Genomic DNA, 15,424 nt, shown 5'->3' with positions numbered 1-15,424 from the left:
CTTCGGTTATTGTTTAACAATATCAAGCAACTCTACGTCAAACACCAGGGTTGAGCCGGGTTTGATATCAGCACCAGCGCCCCGGTCGCCATAGGCCAGGTCAGCGGGTATATATAATTTCCACTTTGAGCCGACGGGCATTAACTGCAATGCCTCCGTCCAGCCTTTAATCACTTCATTGACGCCAAACTCCGCAGGCTGGCCGCGCTCAACGGAACTGTCGAACACTTTGCCGTCCAGCAACTTGCCCGTGTAATGTACCTTAACTCGATCGGTAGCGGTTGGTTTAGCGCCCGTTCCTTCTTTTTCAACCGAATACTGCAAGCCGCTGGCGGTGGTTGTTATACCGGTCTTGGTTTTGTTCTCGGCCAGGAAAGCATCGCCCACTTTTTTGTTCGCAACTGACACTTTCAGATTCTCGGCATTGCGGGCAGCATACTGCTTTTGCCCGTATGCGTTCAGGACCTGGCCAGCCTGTTCCTGAGAGAGTTGTGATTTCTGACCTTTCAGGGCGTCTTCCAGGCCACGTAACACCAATCCGTTGTTGAGGTCGGTCATACCCTGCTGTTTCAGACTCTGGGCCATGTAAAGACCAATGCTGTAGCTAATAGAGTCTTGCGAAGAGGTCAGCGTTGCACCGCTGGCGGGTTTTGCTGCGGCTGGCTTGCCTGCGGCAGGTTTTGAAACAGCTGGTTTTTTAACTTGAGCGGTGGCTGTATTAGCGATAAAAGCGGCTGATACCATACCGGCCAGCATCCATGGGTTGAACTTCATGCGAACGAAACAGGTGATAAACTGAATAGGTAATTTACTAGTAAAACGTAAATGAATGACAGAAAAGTTTGGTAAATATTGTTTTAACTAAAATTTCATTGGCTGCCGGGCAAGTACCAGAAATCCCAAATGTATGCCTTTTCGGACCTCTTCTGCCGGCCGGATTTATCCGCCGAGCTCACTTTTATACGAACGGTTTTTTGCGGGCTGTCAACGGTTCGGCCGGCTGGCGATCAATTATTGGAAAAGTCTAAGATTCAGCATCTGAAAGTGAGCGAAAGCAAGTTTTTATCAAATTTTAATTGTACCTTTGCGGCCTAAAATCAATCGTTCATTATCATCATATACATATGGAATCCGTAAGACCCGACGAGATATCAGCCATCCTGCGCCAGCAATTGGCCGGAACCCAAACCGAGGCTGAACTCGAAGAAGTCGGTACGGTGCTGCAAATCGGTGACGGCGTAGCGCGTATCTACGGCCTCTCGAAAGTGCAGGCCGGCGAATTGCTGTCGTTCGACAATGGGCTTCAGGCCATGGCTCTGAACCTCGAAGAAGATAACGTTGGGGCTGTATTGCTCGGCGATTATTCGGACGTCAAAGAAGGAGACACGGTGAAGCGTACCGATCAGATTGCCTACGTAAACGTTGGCGACGGTATTCTTGGCCGCGTTGTAAACACCCTTGGCCTGCCCATCGACGGCATGGGACCCATCCAGGGCGAGTTATTCCAGATGCCGCTGGAACGTAAAGCCCCTGGTGTTATTTTCCGCCAGCCGGTAAACGAGCCGCTGCAAACAGGTATCAAAGCTATCGACGCGATGATTCCGATCGGTCGTGGCCAGCGGGAGTTGATCATTGGTGATCGTCAGACGGGTAAAACCGCCGTTGCCATTGACACCATCATCAACCAGAAGGAGTTTTACGAAAAAGGCGAACCCGTTTTCTGTATCTACGTAGCGTGCGGCCAGAAAGCATCTACCGTGAAGCAGGTAGAAGCTACCTTACGGAAGGCTGGTGCGATGGACTATACGGTTATCGTGTCGGCAAACGCATCTGACCCGTCGCCGATGCAGTTCTTTGCGCCGTTTACGGGTGCTGCTATCGGTGAGTACTTCCGGGATACCGGCCGGCCGGCACTGGTCGTTTATGACGATCTGTCGAAACAGGCTGTAGCGTACCGCGAAGTGTCGCTGCTGTTACGTCGCCCACCCGGACGCGAAGCGTACCCAGGTGACGTATTCTATCTGCACAGCCGTTTGCTGGAGCGGGCCGCCAAGATCAACTCGAACGACGAGATCGCCAAGAACATGAACGACCTGCCCCCATCGCTGCAAGGCAAGGTAAAGGGTGGTGGTTCGCTGACGGCGCTGCCGATCATTGAAACCCAGGCTGGTGACGTATCGGCGTATATTCCAACGAACGTAATTTCGATTACGGACGGTCAGATCTTCCTGGAGTCGAACCTGTTTAACTCAGGGATTCGTCCGGCCATTAACGTAGGTATTTCGGTATCACGCGTGGGTGGTAACGCACAGATCAAGTCGATGAAGAAAGTAGCTGGTACGCTGAAGCTCGATCAGGCTCAGTTCCGCGAGCTGGAAGCCTTCGCTAAATTTGGTTCGGATCTTGATGCCTCGACGAAGCTGACGATCGAACGCGGACGCCGGAATCAGGAGATGCTGAAGCAGCCCCAATATTCGCCGGTGCCGGTAGAGCAGCAAGTCGCCATCATCTATGCATCGACTAACGGTCTGCTGGATAAGGTGCCTGTCAATAAAGTGAAGGCTTTCGAAAGCGAGTTCGCCATGATCCTGAGCGCGCAGCACCCGAACGTCCTGAACGATCTGCGGGCGGGCAAGCTGAGCGACGAATCTACGGCAACCCTCAAGAAAGTAGCGGCTGACTTATCGGCAAATTATTAATCTTAAGTAGTTAGGAGCGAGAAGCAAGGAGCGAAAATCCATCCGGTTGACATGCTGTCGCACTCTGTTTTGCGGAGTATTTTCACCGCACGGGCGGCCCCGTCCCATCTCCTAACAACTAACTCCTTATAGGAATGGCATCTTTAAAAGAAGTACGCGCTCGTATTGCATCGATAAACTCGACCCAGCAGATTACCAAAGCCATGAAAATGGTGGCGGCTGCTAAGCTGCGTCGGGCACAGGACAGCATCACGCAGTTGCGGCCCTATGCGCAGAAGCTTAGTCAGATGCTGGGTACGGTATCGGCCGGTGCTGAAACAGCCTCTGAAAGTCCGTACAAGCAGGCAAGGCCTATCGGCCGAGTGCTGATCATTGTGATCACCTCCGACCGCGGTTTGTGCGGAGCCTTCAATACCAACGCCGTAAAGGGCGCCCTGGCCCTTATGGAGGGAAAGTACGCAGCACAGGCTCGTTCGGGCAACGTTGAAATTATGGCCATCGGCAAAAAAGGAGCGGAAGCGTTTCAACGCCGTGGTTTTAAAGTAAACACAACGCATGTCGACGCGTTTGGCTCGTTGAGTTTTGCTACCGTGCGAGCTGCCGCTGAAGAAGCAATGGACGGTTTCGCAGCTGGTCGTTACGATGCCGTTGAGGTTGTTTACAATGAATTCCGGAACGCGGCTGTGCAGATTGTACGTACCGAGCAGATGCTACCGATCGTTGCTGCTGAAGCGCCGGCGGGTGCCGTTGCCTCCGCCATCAATTATACCTTCGAGCCGTCGGAAGAAGAAATTATCACCGAACTTATTCCGAAGACGCTGAAAATTCAGCTCTATAAGGCCGTTCTGGATTCCAATGCCTCGGAGCACGGTGCTCGTATGACGGCGATGGATAAAGCGACCGAAAATGCGGGTGAGCTATTGAAGGAATTACGTCTGGTATACAACCGGACACGTCAGGCTGCTATCACCACCGAAATTCTCGAGATTGTCGGTGGGGCTGAAGCTTTGGCAAGTGCCTAGCTTTCTTTTTGATTCGAGTAGTTCAAAAACCACCACTGGGTTAAGTGGTGGTTTTTATTATTAGGCCTGTTTACGAATCCGTCAACATTTGCCGCTAAGTTGGCTTGATAAGTGAGGGTAGTCCATTAACTACCCTCACTTATCAAGCCATTTGCTAGCTGCTTGACCGCATATTCGTTTACGGGTTACTCTCTTGGGTCGTCTTTTTTTAGTACATTTGATAGATATTCATTGCTAATTTATGAGCGACTCACTTGTCGGCATTCTTCGCCAGAAGAAGAAACAAATCCTGACCTTATGGATGAAGAACCAGTTAGCCGATAGTGGGCTACGGGATGATCTGATGAGTAATGATGACTTGCGAACGCAGTCGGAAGAATTATTAGATACGCTCCTGGAAGTGCTAACCGATGAGAGTTTAGCCACGGTTGACCCTCAGACGTCTGGCCCGCTCTTCGATCTGCTGTCCGGCATTTCACTTTCTCGCGCCCGTCAGGGATTTACACCCCGCGAAACCGGAACTTATATCTTCAGTTTAAAAGATGCGTTGCTGGAAGTGGTGCAGCAGGAACGTAAAGATCCTCAGCAACTGCTGACCTATATTATTCAAATCAGCAAATTTGTCGACAACCTGGGCATTTTTACGTTTGAGACGTTCATTCAGGGACGAGAGGAAGTAATCACGCGGCAGACTGACGAGATGACTGAAATCTCTACGCCCGTCGTGCAGGTGTGGGATGGTATTCTGACGATGCCGCTCATTGGTACGCTAGACAGTTCCCGGGCGCTGGTCGTCATGGAAAATCTGCTTCAGGAAATCGTACGAAGCGGTAGCGGCATTGCCATACTGGACATTTCCGGCGTACCAACGGTCGACTCGATGGTAGCGCAGCACCTAATTAAAACCGTTAATGCAACCCGCCTGATGGGGGCTGAATGCATTATCTGCGGCATTCGCCCTGAAATTGCCCAAACCATTGTACACCTGGGTATCGACCTGTCGCACGTAGTTACGAAGGCAACACTGGCCAGTGCGCTTAAACATGCGTTTAAAATCATGCAGCTAGAGGTTCGGAAAGTTTCTTCCAGCTCCTTTCCTTCCTAAAGTTCGCCCGCATGAACCGTATTCCCATATTACGTATCGGCCAGTATTTGCTGGTCACCATACAAGTTGACCTGTATGATCGACTGGCCCTTGATCTGGAAGCTGACTTAATCAGTCAGATTGCTAAAAATGGAGCGCAGGGTGTGTTGATCGATATATCGGCCGTTACTATCGTCGATTCATTCATGGGGCGTATCCTGAGCAACATTGCCAGCATGGCCCGTGTCTTGGATGCCGAAACCGTTGTAGTTGGTATGCAGCCAGCGGTAGCCATTACGTTAGTTGAATTAGGGCTGGCTCTCACAGGCATACATACAGCCCTCAACATAGAGAAAGGCATGGAATTACTTCGCCTAAAGACAGACCTGATCAGCGGGTCTAGCGACAATGCTCAATACGACGCCGATTGAGGTGTTAACAGCCAATACGTTCAGTGTTCGACAGGAGTCCGACGTAATTCCGTTCATCAGCCACATTCGGGATCAGGCTGGTCGATTGGGTATGAACAGTGTAAACCAGACTAAGCTGACCACGGCCGCCAGCGAACTGGCCAGAAATATGATTAACTACGCCAGTGGCGGAGACGCACGGCTGGAACAGGTGCGGCAGGCCGACAAAGATGGCTTCAGAATCATATTTATGGACAAAGGCCCCGGCATTGCTGACATAGAAAAGGCCATGGAAACGGGCTATTCTACGGGAGCAGGGATGGGACTAGGTTTGCCAGGCGCGAAACGGCTGGTCAATGAGTTTACGTTAGCCAGCGAGGTGGGTAAAGGAACAACGGTGACCATACTAAAATGGACCAATGGATAACACGCCCCACCGTACATATCCGGTTACTGATCGAAGTTATCTGAGTCTAATTAAGCGTGAGGTGCGTGCCTTAGCGAATCAACTTCAGTTTTCGGCTAAAAAGATCAGCGAGGTTGATATTATTATAGCCGAACTGACCTCCAATTTAGTTAAGTATGCTAAGGAAGGTGAATTGCTGGTACGGCCTCTGCACAACGGCACAAATATAGGTATCGAGTTAATCAGTCTGGATAAAGGCCCAGGCATGGTTGACCCCAGCCGGATGATGCTCGACGGCGTCTCGACGGGAGGATCGCTGGGGCACGGATTGGGGGCTATCAAACGGCTGGCCGATCTGTTTCAACTGTATTCATTACCCGATCGGGGTACCATCGGTTTGGTGCACGTATATCAGGAGCCCGTAAAACTATCGGATAAAGTACTCTTGGCCGATGTTCAGTGCGTGATTGTGCCTAAAGCCGGCGAAACGGCCTGCGGAGATGGTGCCTATGCCCGAGTAACGACTGCGGGACTAGCGGTTTTTCTGGGTGATGGATTGGGCCACGGTGATTTGGCAGAACGAGCCATTCAGTTAGCGCTTCGAACACTTGGTCAACAACGTAACCTTAGCCCGGCCGCGTGGTTAACAGCTATCCATCGGGCTGCAATAGGAACGCGCGGGCTGGTTGGTACGGGCGCGATTTTTGAGCTTAACAGCCGAAAATGGAAAATTTGCGGAGTCGGAAACATTAAAACGCAGCTGGCGGGGGTTAATCAGCTTAAAAACTATATACCTCAAAACGGGATTCTGGGTTATAATTTGCCAAGAACCCTGCTGGAACATGAATTACCCTACGAACCTGGTCATTGTCTGGTTATGGCCTCGGATGGTATACAGACTCGCTGGAATCCGGCGCGGTATCCAAACATTAGCCGGTATAAACCTATTGTATTAGCGGCTGCTATTTATAAAGAATTTGCTCGTCGAACTGACGACATGTCGGTAGTGGTTGCCCGCATTTATTAAGTATATGCATGAATTAACAAGGCTTAACTTGGACAACGAAATGGACCTAATTCTGGTCCATAAGCGGAGCATGAAGCTAGCCGAATTAGGTGGATTCTCACTGGCTGCGCAAACGACCTACGCTACGGCCGTTTCAGAAGTGGCCCGGCTGGCGCTGGCTGGGGGAGGGCACAGCTCGTTGAAGTTAGGCATGCATGCAGACGATGAGAAAGGGTGGCGAATTGCCGTTCGATTGCAGGATCGGCGACGGTACCAGTCGGAAGCCGCGGAGGAAGCGCTGAACAATGCCCGTCGGCTGGTCGACGAATTAATTGTAGACGTAACGGACCAGGGCACGGATATTCAGCTCATGTGTAACGTTTCGGATTTACAGTCGGTAAGTGTGGCGCGTCTGGAAGGATGGAAGCGGTTGTTTGCTCACGAGCCACCCGCGTCGCCCTATGATGATATTAAGCGAAAGAACAGTCAGTTGCAGGAGCTGGCCGACCGCCTTCAGATAAGTGAGCATCAGTACCGGCAAATGACCAATTCGCTGCCGCTGTTAATTTTCTCGCTAACGTCGGACAACAGGCTGGTATACGCCAATCAGGGCTTTATCAATTTCCTGGACGATACGTTGCCCGAGTTAAACCAGAAAGGGTGGTTGACCATCTTTCACGAGGACGATCATGTTTCTGTTCGTACGGCCTGGGCTGATTCGGTAGCGAGCAGTACGCCGTTTCAGGGTGAATGGCGGCTCAGGCACCGGCAAACGGATGAGTACGTCTGGCACATGGTTTCGGCTTCTCCTTTGCGCGATGCGAATCAGCGAATCATCCACTGGAACGGCTTTATGGCCGACATTCACGCGCAGCGGGTTGTGGAACAAACGTTACGTGACAACGAAGAGTTACGCCAGAGCCGAAGCCAGCTTCGAACCAGCCAGCAACAACTGGAAGGCAACATTAATGAACTGAACCGAAGTAACACTGAATTAGCGCAGTTCGCTTACGTAGCCAGCCATGATTTACAGGAGCCGCTGCGTAAAATACAAGCGTTCAGCACCATGCTGACGGAGCAGTATGCGCCCGCCCTCGATCCTACCGCACAGGACATAATCCGGCGAATGCAGGGGGCCACGGGCCGGATGCAGGAGTTGATTCGGGGATTGCTCGCCTACTCCCGATTGAATACCGAAAAACCTTCGTTCCGGTCCGTATCCCTGAACCAGTTGATCAACGAGGTGATAGGCGATCTGGAAACGGCTATTGAGGACCGTGCCGCCGTTATTGACGTGGAGGCCTTACCTACGATTCGGGGCAATGGACTGCAGCTTCGGCAGTTGTTTCAGAACCTGCTCAGCAATGCCCTGAAGTTTACCTCACCCGATCAGATACCTTCTGTGCGCATCAGTGCCCAACTGCTTAGCGACCCTGAAATACAGACTCTGTACCCGAATGCCTCGGGTGACTACGTTGCGGTAAGCATCCAGGACAATGGAATTGGTTTCGAGGAAAAACACACGAACCGAATTTTCAATCTTTTCCAGCGATTGCACGGCCGTAATGAATACACGGGTACGGGTATAGGCCTGGCGGTTTGCAAAAAAGTAGTGGACAACCATAGCGGCTACTTAAGCGCCCACAGCCAGCCCAATGCAGGTTCTACATTCGTGGTTTATTTGCCCGTACAATGAACCTGATGAACCCGGCATCAGTTTGGCCAACCCTGAGGCTTGTTCGGTGTTCGGTTGTCGCTCTCTACACACACGGCCGTTGGTGGCCGACCCACTGAGTTTCGGGGCAGGTAATATGGAATTAGGCCGGGCGGCTCAGGCGTAGGGTCGCGATTGGCGTTCAGGGCTCTGAACAAACCGGGCGCATTGCCGGTGTTCTCCCGGCGGTCAAGCAGGTAGCGCTCTGCCGATACGGCCGATGCCGCAAAATAACCCACTACAGCTTCTCCGGAATTAGAACCGTTATGAACATTACCAGTAGGGGCGGTGGGGGGCGTAGCCGTCAGTCCACCCGCGTTTTGCGTCTGGTCCTGAACTCGTTTGAAATAGCCGTACGCTTCCGCCGTTAGCGCACTCTGCCGGATTTCGACCAGGCAGGGCTGGTACTGATAATAAGGAATTTGGGCGACCAGCTTTCCCGTTACAGTTCTGCCATTCGTGTACGTATCGGCAAAAATGATAAGGTTATAATTAGAGAGCTTCTCCCAGCATTCGGTTCGGCATTCATAATCAATGTATGGCGGCTCGTAGTTTGGATCGGGATAATAGCAGTCTTCCAGTAAGCGGTTTGTATACTGCTTAGTAACCGGGTCAATTGCATAGACCAGGTAGGAGCCCCGGCAAGACCGGCACCACAACTGCTTTTCCCACAATATCCAATCCCACCGGTAGTAATTAGCCTGGTCGGTTGGATCCTGCCAATCAATGTAAATGTCGTTGGCCGCCCTATACATGGAACTGTTCAACAGACCTTGACTGAGACTGGTGGGATTAAACCGTTCATACAGCCGACTAATAGGCGGGGCTGCGGGCATTCGCTCCGTGTCTGACTCGTAGTGAGTACCATCCCTGAGCGTAAATTGCAACTGGTACCGGTGGCCAATTTGACCGACAAAGGAAGCTGGAGCCTGATAACGGCCTGAATCCGTTTCGGAAAAGCGCACACGCTGAACAGAGTCGACTAGTACGTCAACGGTAGCTCCGGTTAGCGGGCGCGTACCGAAGCGGCCCGTGAACGGGTCTGCTTTTGAGCGGTTTAGCCGTACCAACTGGGGTTCATTAAGGTTGGTGATGCTGGATTCAACGACCACTACGTTAACCGTTCCCTCTGTAACCAAATCTTCCGGATATACGCAACTGCTTATCGACAAGGTAATAATGTACCAGACAAAAAAGCGCAAATCCGTTAGACGTATCATTGGAGCGGACAAACTATACGGATAAAATCAGATACATCGACTATTCTACCGGTTAGCCGCTGACTATCCGCAGATTAGTAAGCAAATTCCGTTTCCGTCTTTATATACTGAATGTGTTTTATGCTGGTTATATAGTATACAAGTAAACACAGGGATACTAACCTTAATTCTGTCTATTGCGCTCATAAACAGCATTTTAACCCTCTGAATGCAATGATGTATATCCTGAAAAACAGGAACCAAGCGCCCCCATTTTTAGTTATTAATGTATCATATACGAATGGCTGTTTCTTCAGCGTTTAGTAGTAGGTTTGATACCATTTAATGATCCAAAACAAATGAAGATTAAAGGCATAATTAGCAGCTTGTTCATCGTCGGTACGCTGGCGTCCTGCGCCCCGGCCATTACGGTCAAGTACGATTACGATTCGAAAGTAAATGTGCGGCAATTCACTACGTATCGGATCGAAGCTGACCGGCAACGTAACGCTGACCCAATTGTGGGCAGCAACCTGAACCAGCGTCGTATTGCCGATGCGCTGGATCAATCGCTGAAGGCTCGTGGCTATAAGCCCGTAACGCAGGGCGAAGCTGATCTGATTGTTCGCTTCTTTACCGACTCGCGCGATCGTCAGCAAATCCAGTCCAACAATATGTACTCGCCTTACTCGTGGTGGTACGGCGGCATGGGTAATAACGTGTATTCACGGCAGTACGAAGAGAACCGGGTAGTGGTTAACGTATCGGATGCCCGTACGAACGACATCATCTGGCAGGGTTGGGCTACGGGTCAGATGAACAACCGGAATAAGGAGCGCGACCGTGATCAGACGTTCCGCGAAACGGTGGTTAGCATCATGAAAAACTTCCCCGAAAGCGCCGGCCAGGACTACGGTGCAGCCCGGTAATTAAGCGTAACGTTCCGCTTTCAAAACCTACTGCTCCAACGAGTGGTAGGTTTTTTTATAGCCATAGCTTTTTGTTTATTTGTGGCTTTCTGTCCTACTATGTCTATTGGAAGTCGAGGAGCCATTTATTCCCTGCTGACTGTAGTGGTTGTGCTCCTGCTGGGCATTACAGCCTTGCTGTGGGTCGCCTACAACCGACACCAACGGCTCGAAGACGCTACCATTGACCTGCAACGTAATCTAAGTCAGCAGGAAAGCCAGATCAAGGACCTGCAGGAACGGCTCGAAGACTGCGATACCCTGGAAGCCGCTGCTCCCCTCGATACGTCGTGGAATACCGGCCGTCCAACGGATACAACACGGGTTGTCAGTCAGGTTGTGCTGCCCCGCCACTGACTACAAATTCCGGAATCGTTATTTAAGATACTTCTCGATTGTCTGGCGGATAAGCTGGCGGCTGCTGGCTGAATTGTAGGAGGCTTTTCGGGCTGATGCGGCCAGTTCGTCCAGTTCCCGGCCCAGCACATTGCCTTTCACCTGCCCCCGCAGGGCAACACGCTCACGGTTGGTTAACAGATCATCCCAAACTGCCCGTACGTCAGCCCAGTAGGCGCGGTTCTCGGCCCACCAAGTTTTTGCGGCCTCACAGTTGCGCTCGTCTGTGCGCCGGTACGTGTTCAATCCTTTTTCGGATACCAGCAACTGATCGCCCGCTTCAGTGCGGATAATCTTGTCGTTGTTCTGCTCATGTACGTAGCCATCCGGTCGGATTTCGTGATGGTTCGTTCGGCGCATTACGTTGTAATCGCTACGTTTGGTGTATTCACGCCGGGGCAGGGGCGCGTCGGCGGTGCTTTCCCAATAATGCCGACCATCGGCATGAATCCAGGTCGCTGATCCATCATAACGTGGGCTATCGTCCACTTCAAACACCTTCTGTGTCCATTGCCCCTTCGCTTGCGCAGGCGTAAGCGTTACGCGCTTCCAGGACGCGTTCTGCTCAAACTTCAGCAGGCGGGTATGCTCGTATCGCCAGTCTTCGCGCCAGTGCTTGACAATGATCGTGTCGCCCACAATCAAAAGATGCTGGATCACAAGTTTCCCGGGCCGTTCCTCGTCCACAAATACCCATTCCAGACCTTTGGCAGAATACCTGTCTTTATAAGTGTAGCTCGTTTCGGGCGCAAACGTCTCGGCGTACAGAAAAACGACTTCGTGACAGCCGCACTGACTCCTGATCGCTTTGACATCGTCGGTTTTCGGAGTCGTCTGGGCGAAACTTCTAACGCCGAGTAACAGAGCTGCAGTAAGTAGAATAAATGAATGCATGATCGACAGGCCAGTACATAGGCAAGATACGCTAAAGATCGATTTATTTAGAATGCGTATAAATAAACCGACTAATAATTTGGAATGGCTTTATATAAATTTTACGTTTGTAAATCAGCTAAATCATTAAATCAACACGAACCATAGCAAACAAAAAACGGCACTCAGATTGAAGTGCCGTTTTTTTGTATAATAAGGTTGGTACTTACTCAAATGGGTTGCCATCGAACGTAACGCTGGCCAATTTTTTATCCAGATAATACACCTGATCGGCCGGAATCTGATCGATCAGCTCGAGGCACCGACGGGCGATGTACTCTTCCTCAACCTGTTCTTTCACAAACCACTTCATCAATTCTTCGGTGGCGTAGTCATTCTCCCGGCGGCAAACGCTGATAACCCGGTTAATGGAGTCGGTAACGGCCACTTCCTGATCCAGGACCGTTTCGAATACAGACCGTAACGAGTCGAACTCCTGACCAACGGCCGGAACTTCAGGCGAATAAGCCGTACCGCCCTGATCGCAGAGGTAATGGAAAATGCGCATGCCGTGGTTGCGCTCCTCTTCCGACTGTTTATAGAAAAAGCCCGCACAATGATCAAATCCATTCCGATCGCACCAGCCTGCCATTGCTAAATATTTCGATGACGAAACCATCTCAATCTGAATCTGCTGATTCAGAACCATTTCAACGGGTTCTTTTATCGACGTACGAAGTCTTACTAAATCTTTCATAATAGATACTGCGTTCGGTGCAACATGTTGATACCAAAGTAACAACAAAAAACCGGCTCATGTTATATGGCCGGTTGAATCACCACTAAATTTAGAAACAGAATAATTTAACTAAGCCAGGGTAGAGCAGCCGCTCTCGCGAAGGATACTATTCAGTTCCAGCATCAGATTGGCCCCATTCAGCAACTCCCGCAGGTGAATAATTTCGCAAAGCGTTAAAACGTAGCAGCGTTCGGAGCGGGGAGGAGTCAGGATTTCAACGTCGTGGGCGTTATCGGTGCTCAGCGCCATCTGACGCACATCGACTGTTTGTACCATCCGCCGAAAATGAGAAAAGTCACGGGCTGACATGGGCGTGTGCGTATCCCAAAACTCGATGATCAGCCGGTTCGTCGTATCGCATTGATAAACTACTCCTTTGTCCGTTCTAAATACTTCCTGATACGAAACTGGTCTGTTAGTCATTACGCTCGTTATTGCAGTACCACAAAGATAACAGCCAGTGGTTAATTTAGATGTAGTCTAAACAAGTTTAATTGACGAATTATTGAGCGGATGCCCTGGCCAACCAGCCCGTTTTCTGATCAGCGCTGCGGACGAGCTGAAACCGGTCCGAAACGGCCAGAACATCAACGACCGTACCACTGGCCAGGGTGTCGATTGTAGCCGCCAGGGGATCGGCCGCGTCTAATAAATCGCCGGGAGCCGAAAGCGTCAGCCGTTGCAACGGGCGTTTAACGGATTCGGTAGTCGTACTCGCTACGTAACCCGTCAGGCCGTCGGGGAGCGCAACCCGCAGCCAGGTTTCGGTACCACCCAGCACCGTCAGTGCCGCCGACTTCGGTAACTGTCGTAAAACCGGCGCATCGCTGCCCGGTGCCAGTCGCACGGCCGAACGAGCCGCTGCGATACGTAGCGAATCACCCAGTCGGGATTCGGACAGCAGCTTTTGTCGGGCCGGGCCACGGCCAAGTCGAATAAAGGGTAGGGGATCTACCGCCCCTTCTGAATAACCATAAATGCCAAAGTGCAGGTGCGGACCCGTAGTGCGTGCGTTGCCCGTATTCCCCACAAAGCCTACTGTATCACCAACCGATACGCGCTGGCCATTGCTGACATTCCAGCGGTCGAGGTGAGCGTAATAAAGCCGAATATTCCGGTCGTTGTCGGACACAAATACCACGTTACCACCCAAACTGTTTGTGCCGACACCGGAGACAATGCCGTCGATCGACGCCAGGGCGGGCGTTCCTTTTGAAGCGAAGATATCGACGCCCTCATGCCGACGACGGCCAGCGTCGCGTGAGGCACCAAAAAAACTGCTGATCTGCCGACTGTCTTTTCCTTTTACCGGGAAGCTAAGAGCGGGCTCACGCGTAATCGAAATCGTATACCGGCCGCTACGTAACAGTTCGGGCTGGATACGGATCAGGTACGTCTGAGTTCGGCGGGGCTCCCAGGCCAGTACGTTGGTGTCGGCCTTTGACGAGGCCATCAAATCGGCGTTTCGGCGGTCGCTCAGAGCAAATACGTCAATAAACACCTGCACATTTTTCTGCCCCTGGGTCTCGACTTTCACCAGGAACTTATCGCCCCGCTGTGCGTCGAGCCGGTAGCCAGCCGAGAATGCCTTCGTAGCGGCAAAGTACCCGCTCTCCCGGTAGGGAACGGTTATCTTGAGTGAGTCACGTAGCGCCCGGTCGCTGGCCGACAGCCAGTCAGTACCTAAGGCGGTCCGATCGAGGTTAGCGGCTTTGAGCGATTGGCCGTATTGTTCGTGGGGCGATGATGACCGGAACAACGTAGTGGCAGGGCCCACACCTGTACAGCCAGCCATGTAGCCAGCCAACAGTCCTATCGAGAAGAAACGGAATAAATGATTATATACCATAGTACTACTATATTAATAAACGATCTCAACTAGCTGGCAGTTCGAACTGCCCATTAAAAAGAAACCTTCTGTGAGCCGTTAACTCACCAGTAAACGTTTTCTGTTTTGTGATTTATTATCCATTTCGTTTTTAGTTCTAACAAACGCTGACCACCACGGTTGAGCTGGAGAGTTACTACATGATTTATTCGTATGGTTCCTGAATGGCTGCAAGCCGGATTATGGGGGTTACTATCTGGCGGGGCGCTGCTCATCGGCGCTGCCACAGGCTACTTTGTAAACGTTCCGCAGCGGTTAATTGCCAGCGTTATGGCCTTCGGCAGTGGCGTATTGTTTTCGGCTTTAGCATTTGATCTGATGGACGAAGCCTACCGCACTGGCGGCTTCGATGCTACCGCCGTCGGTTTTATCGGCGGAGCGGCCGTGTATACCGCTGCCAACTATTACTTGTCGAAGCAAGGTGCCAAACACCGCAAGCGATCCGGTAATCAGCAGGCATCCGAGCAGGAGCAGCAGGGGAGTGGGTTAGCCATTGCCGTTGGTGCCTTGCTGGACGGGATTCCTGAGTCGATCGTGATTGGGCTGAGTTTGTTGGGCGGTAAAGGAGTGAGCGTTGTTGCGGTCGTGGCTGTTTTCCTGTCGAATATACCGGAAGGACTTTCCAGTGCGGCCGGGATGAAAAAAGCGGGTCGGTCGATGGCCTACGTAATGGGGATCTGGGCCACTATTGCGCTGGTTTCGGGCGCAGCCGCCCTGCTGGGATACACCCTCTTTCAGCACTATTCGAACGAGGTTACTGCCGCTACAACCGCCGTAGCGGCCGGGGCAATTTTAGCCATGCTCGTCGATACGATGATACCCGAAGCGTTCGAGGAAACGCACGAATTTGCCGGGCTGATTACGGTAGTCGGTTTTCTGCTCGCGTTCGTTCTGTCGAAGATGGGCGGGTAGTTTTCCACTGCCTCAGGCCCGTGAACATTGCTCTGAATCAGGCGTTAT

At 51.5% G+C, this 15,424-nt stretch carries 16 protein-coding genes; 10 read left to right on the top strand and 6 right to left on the bottom strand.

What is annotated here, in order from left to right; translation table 11 throughout:
* Positions 1–6: 6 nt before the first annotated feature.
* Positions 7–774 carry an FKBP-type peptidyl-prolyl cis-trans isomerase gene (locus ACYVBJ_RS05060; protein WP_460981202.1) on the bottom strand — a complete coding sequence of 256 codons (768 nt, stop codon included), beginning with the start codon at positions 772–774 and terminating at the stop codon, positions 7–9.
* Between the two features lie 350 nt (positions 775–1,124).
* Here ACYVBJ_RS05060 and atpA point away from each other — a divergent pair, with 350 nt between their 5' ends.
* From atpA to ACYVBJ_RS05025, 7 genes are all read left to right on the top strand, one after another.
* The gene (atpA, locus tag ACYVBJ_RS05055; RefSeq protein WP_460981201.1) at positions 1,125–2,699 is read left to right on the top strand and encodes a F0F1 ATP synthase subunit alpha; all 1,575 of its coding nucleotides are present in this window, start codon (positions 1,125–1,127) and stop codon (positions 2,697–2,699) included.
* 134 nt (positions 2,700–2,833) lie between these two features.
* Positions 2,834–3,721 (top strand): ATP synthase F1 subunit gamma, encoded by an 888-nt coding sequence (gene atpG / locus ACYVBJ_RS05050; RefSeq protein WP_460981200.1) that lies wholly within the window; start codon positions 2,834–2,836, stop codon positions 3,719–3,721.
* A 241-nt stretch (positions 3,722–3,962) separates the two neighbouring features.
* Positions 3,963–4,826, top strand: a complete 864-nt coding sequence (locus ACYVBJ_RS05045) for an STAS domain-containing protein (RefSeq protein ID WP_460981199.1) — start codon at positions 3,963–3,965, stop codon at positions 4,824–4,826.
* Positions 4,827–4,837: 11 nt separating this feature from the next.
* Entirely contained in the window at positions 4,838–5,236 is a 399-nt protein-coding gene (locus tag ACYVBJ_RS05040) for an STAS domain-containing protein (protein WP_460981198.1), read from the top strand.
* Positions 5,214–5,642: an anti-sigma regulatory factor gene (locus ACYVBJ_RS05035; protein ID WP_460981197.1), complete on the top strand. Its 429-nt coding sequence runs from the start codon at positions 5,214–5,216 to the stop codon at positions 5,640–5,642. Before ACYVBJ_RS05040 ends, ACYVBJ_RS05035 begins: the two co-directional genes overlap by 23 nt.
* On the top strand, positions 5,635–6,648 hold the full coding sequence (locus ACYVBJ_RS05030; RefSeq protein ID WP_460981196.1) for an ATP-binding protein: 1,014 nt from the start codon (positions 5,635–5,637) through the stop codon (positions 6,646–6,648). The genes ACYVBJ_RS05035 and ACYVBJ_RS05030 overlap by 8 nt, the downstream gene beginning before the upstream one ends.
* A 40-nt stretch (positions 6,649–6,688) precedes the next feature.
* The gene (locus tag ACYVBJ_RS05025) at positions 6,689–8,323 is read left to right on the top strand and encodes a sensor histidine kinase (protein WP_460981195.1); all 1,635 of its coding nucleotides are present in this window, start codon (positions 6,689–6,691) and stop codon (positions 8,321–8,323) included.
* A 17-nt stretch (positions 8,324–8,340) separates the two neighbouring features.
* On the opposite strand, the gene ACYVBJ_RS05020 is transcribed toward ACYVBJ_RS05025, so the two are convergent.
* Positions 8,341–9,561, bottom strand: coding sequence for a DUF4249 domain-containing protein (locus ACYVBJ_RS05020; protein WP_460981194.1), 1,221 nt, complete (start codon positions 9,559–9,561; stop codon positions 8,341–8,343).
* A 338-nt stretch (positions 9,562–9,899) separates the two neighbouring features.
* Here ACYVBJ_RS05020 and ACYVBJ_RS05015 point away from each other — a divergent pair, with 338 nt between their 5' ends.
* Positions 9,900–10,469 carry a DUF4136 domain-containing protein gene (locus ACYVBJ_RS05015; RefSeq protein ID WP_460981193.1) on the top strand — a complete coding sequence of 190 codons (570 nt, stop codon included), beginning with the start codon at positions 9,900–9,902 and terminating at the stop codon, positions 10,467–10,469.
* Positions 10,470–10,568: 99 nt separating this feature from the next.
* Positions 10,569–10,865, top strand: coding sequence for a hypothetical protein (locus ACYVBJ_RS05010; RefSeq protein ID WP_460981192.1), 297 nt, complete (start codon positions 10,569–10,571; stop codon positions 10,863–10,865).
* An 18-nt stretch (positions 10,866–10,883) separates the two neighbouring features.
* On the opposite strand, the gene ACYVBJ_RS05005 is transcribed toward ACYVBJ_RS05010, so the two are convergent.
* The 4 genes from ACYVBJ_RS05005 to ACYVBJ_RS04990 all read right to left on the bottom strand — a co-directional run bounded on the left by ACYVBJ_RS05005 (position 10,884) and on the right by ACYVBJ_RS04990 (position 14,425).
* Entirely contained in the window at positions 10,884–11,798 is a 915-nt protein-coding gene (locus tag ACYVBJ_RS05005) for a DUF6607 family protein (protein ID WP_460981191.1), read from the bottom strand.
* A 205-nt stretch (positions 11,799–12,003) separates the two neighbouring features.
* Entirely contained in the window at positions 12,004–12,534 is a 531-nt protein-coding gene (locus ACYVBJ_RS05000; protein ID WP_460981190.1) for a ferritin, read from the bottom strand.
* Between the two features lie 111 nt (positions 12,535–12,645).
* Positions 12,646–12,999 (bottom strand): hypothetical protein, encoded by a 354-nt coding sequence (locus ACYVBJ_RS04995; RefSeq protein ID WP_460981189.1) that lies wholly within the window; start codon positions 12,997–12,999, stop codon positions 12,646–12,648.
* 79 nt (positions 13,000–13,078) lie between these two features.
* Entirely contained in the window at positions 13,079–14,425 is a 1,347-nt protein-coding gene (locus ACYVBJ_RS04990; RefSeq protein WP_460981188.1) for a peptidoglycan DD-metalloendopeptidase family protein, read from the bottom strand.
* Positions 14,426–14,617: 192 nt separating this feature from the next.
* Here ACYVBJ_RS04990 and ACYVBJ_RS04985 point away from each other — a divergent pair, with 192 nt between their 5' ends.
* Positions 14,618–15,376, top strand: coding sequence for a ZIP family metal transporter (locus tag ACYVBJ_RS04985; RefSeq protein ID WP_460981187.1), 759 nt, complete (start codon positions 14,618–14,620; stop codon positions 15,374–15,376).
* The last annotated feature ends 48 nt before the right edge of the window (positions 15,377–15,424 follow it).

Source organism: Spirosoma fluminis (assembly GCF_054778895.1).
Note: the sequence above shows the minus strand (reverse complement) of the source record. Positions and strands in the feature narration are given on the sequence as shown.

Coding starts and splice junctions, on each gene's coding strand:
- ACYVBJ_RS05020 (WP_460981194.1), bottom strand. CDS start 9,561: ATGATACGTCTAACGGATTTGCGCTTTTTTGTCTGGTACATTATTACC.
- ACYVBJ_RS05035 (WP_460981197.1), top strand. CDS start 5,214: ATGCTCAATACGACGCCGATTGAGGTGTTAACAGCCAATACGTTCAGT.
- ACYVBJ_RS05040 (WP_460981198.1), top strand. CDS start 4,838: ATGAACCGTATTCCCATATTACGTATCGGCCAGTATTTGCTGGTCACC.
- ACYVBJ_RS04985 (WP_460981187.1), top strand. CDS start 14,618: ATGGTTCCTGAATGGCTGCAAGCCGGATTATGGGGGTTACTATCTGGC.
- ACYVBJ_RS05025 (WP_460981195.1), top strand. CDS start 6,689: ATGGACCTAATTCTGGTCCATAAGCGGAGCATGAAGCTAGCCGAATTA.
- ACYVBJ_RS05005 (WP_460981191.1), bottom strand. CDS start 11,798: ATGCATTCATTTATTCTACTTACTGCAGCTCTGTTACTCGGCGTTAGA.
- ACYVBJ_RS05045 (WP_460981199.1), top strand. CDS start 3,963: ATGAGCGACTCACTTGTCGGCATTCTTCGCCAGAAGAAGAAACAAATC.
- atpA (WP_460981201.1), top strand. CDS start 1,125: ATGGAATCCGTAAGACCCGACGAGATATCAGCCATCCTGCGCCAGCAA.
- ACYVBJ_RS04995 (WP_460981189.1), bottom strand. CDS start 12,999: ATGACTAACAGACCAGTTTCGTATCAGGAAGTATTTAGAACGGACAAA.
- ACYVBJ_RS05010 (WP_460981192.1), top strand. CDS start 10,569: ATGTCTATTGGAAGTCGAGGAGCCATTTATTCCCTGCTGACTGTAGTG.
- ACYVBJ_RS05000 (WP_460981190.1), bottom strand. CDS start 12,534: ATGAAAGATTTAGTAAGACTTCGTACGTCGATAAAAGAACCCGTTGAA.
- atpG (WP_460981200.1), top strand. CDS start 2,834: ATGGCATCTTTAAAAGAAGTACGCGCTCGTATTGCATCGATAAACTCG.
- ACYVBJ_RS05060 (WP_460981202.1), bottom strand. CDS start 774: ATGAAGTTCAACCCATGGATGCTGGCCGGTATGGTATCAGCCGCTTTT.
- ACYVBJ_RS05015 (WP_460981193.1), top strand. CDS start 9,900: ATGAAGATTAAAGGCATAATTAGCAGCTTGTTCATCGTCGGTACGCTG.
- ACYVBJ_RS05030 (WP_460981196.1), top strand. CDS start 5,635: ATGGATAACACGCCCCACCGTACATATCCGGTTACTGATCGAAGTTAT.
- ACYVBJ_RS04990 (WP_460981188.1), bottom strand. CDS start 14,425: ATGGTATATAATCATTTATTCCGTTTCTTCTCGATAGGACTGTTGGCT.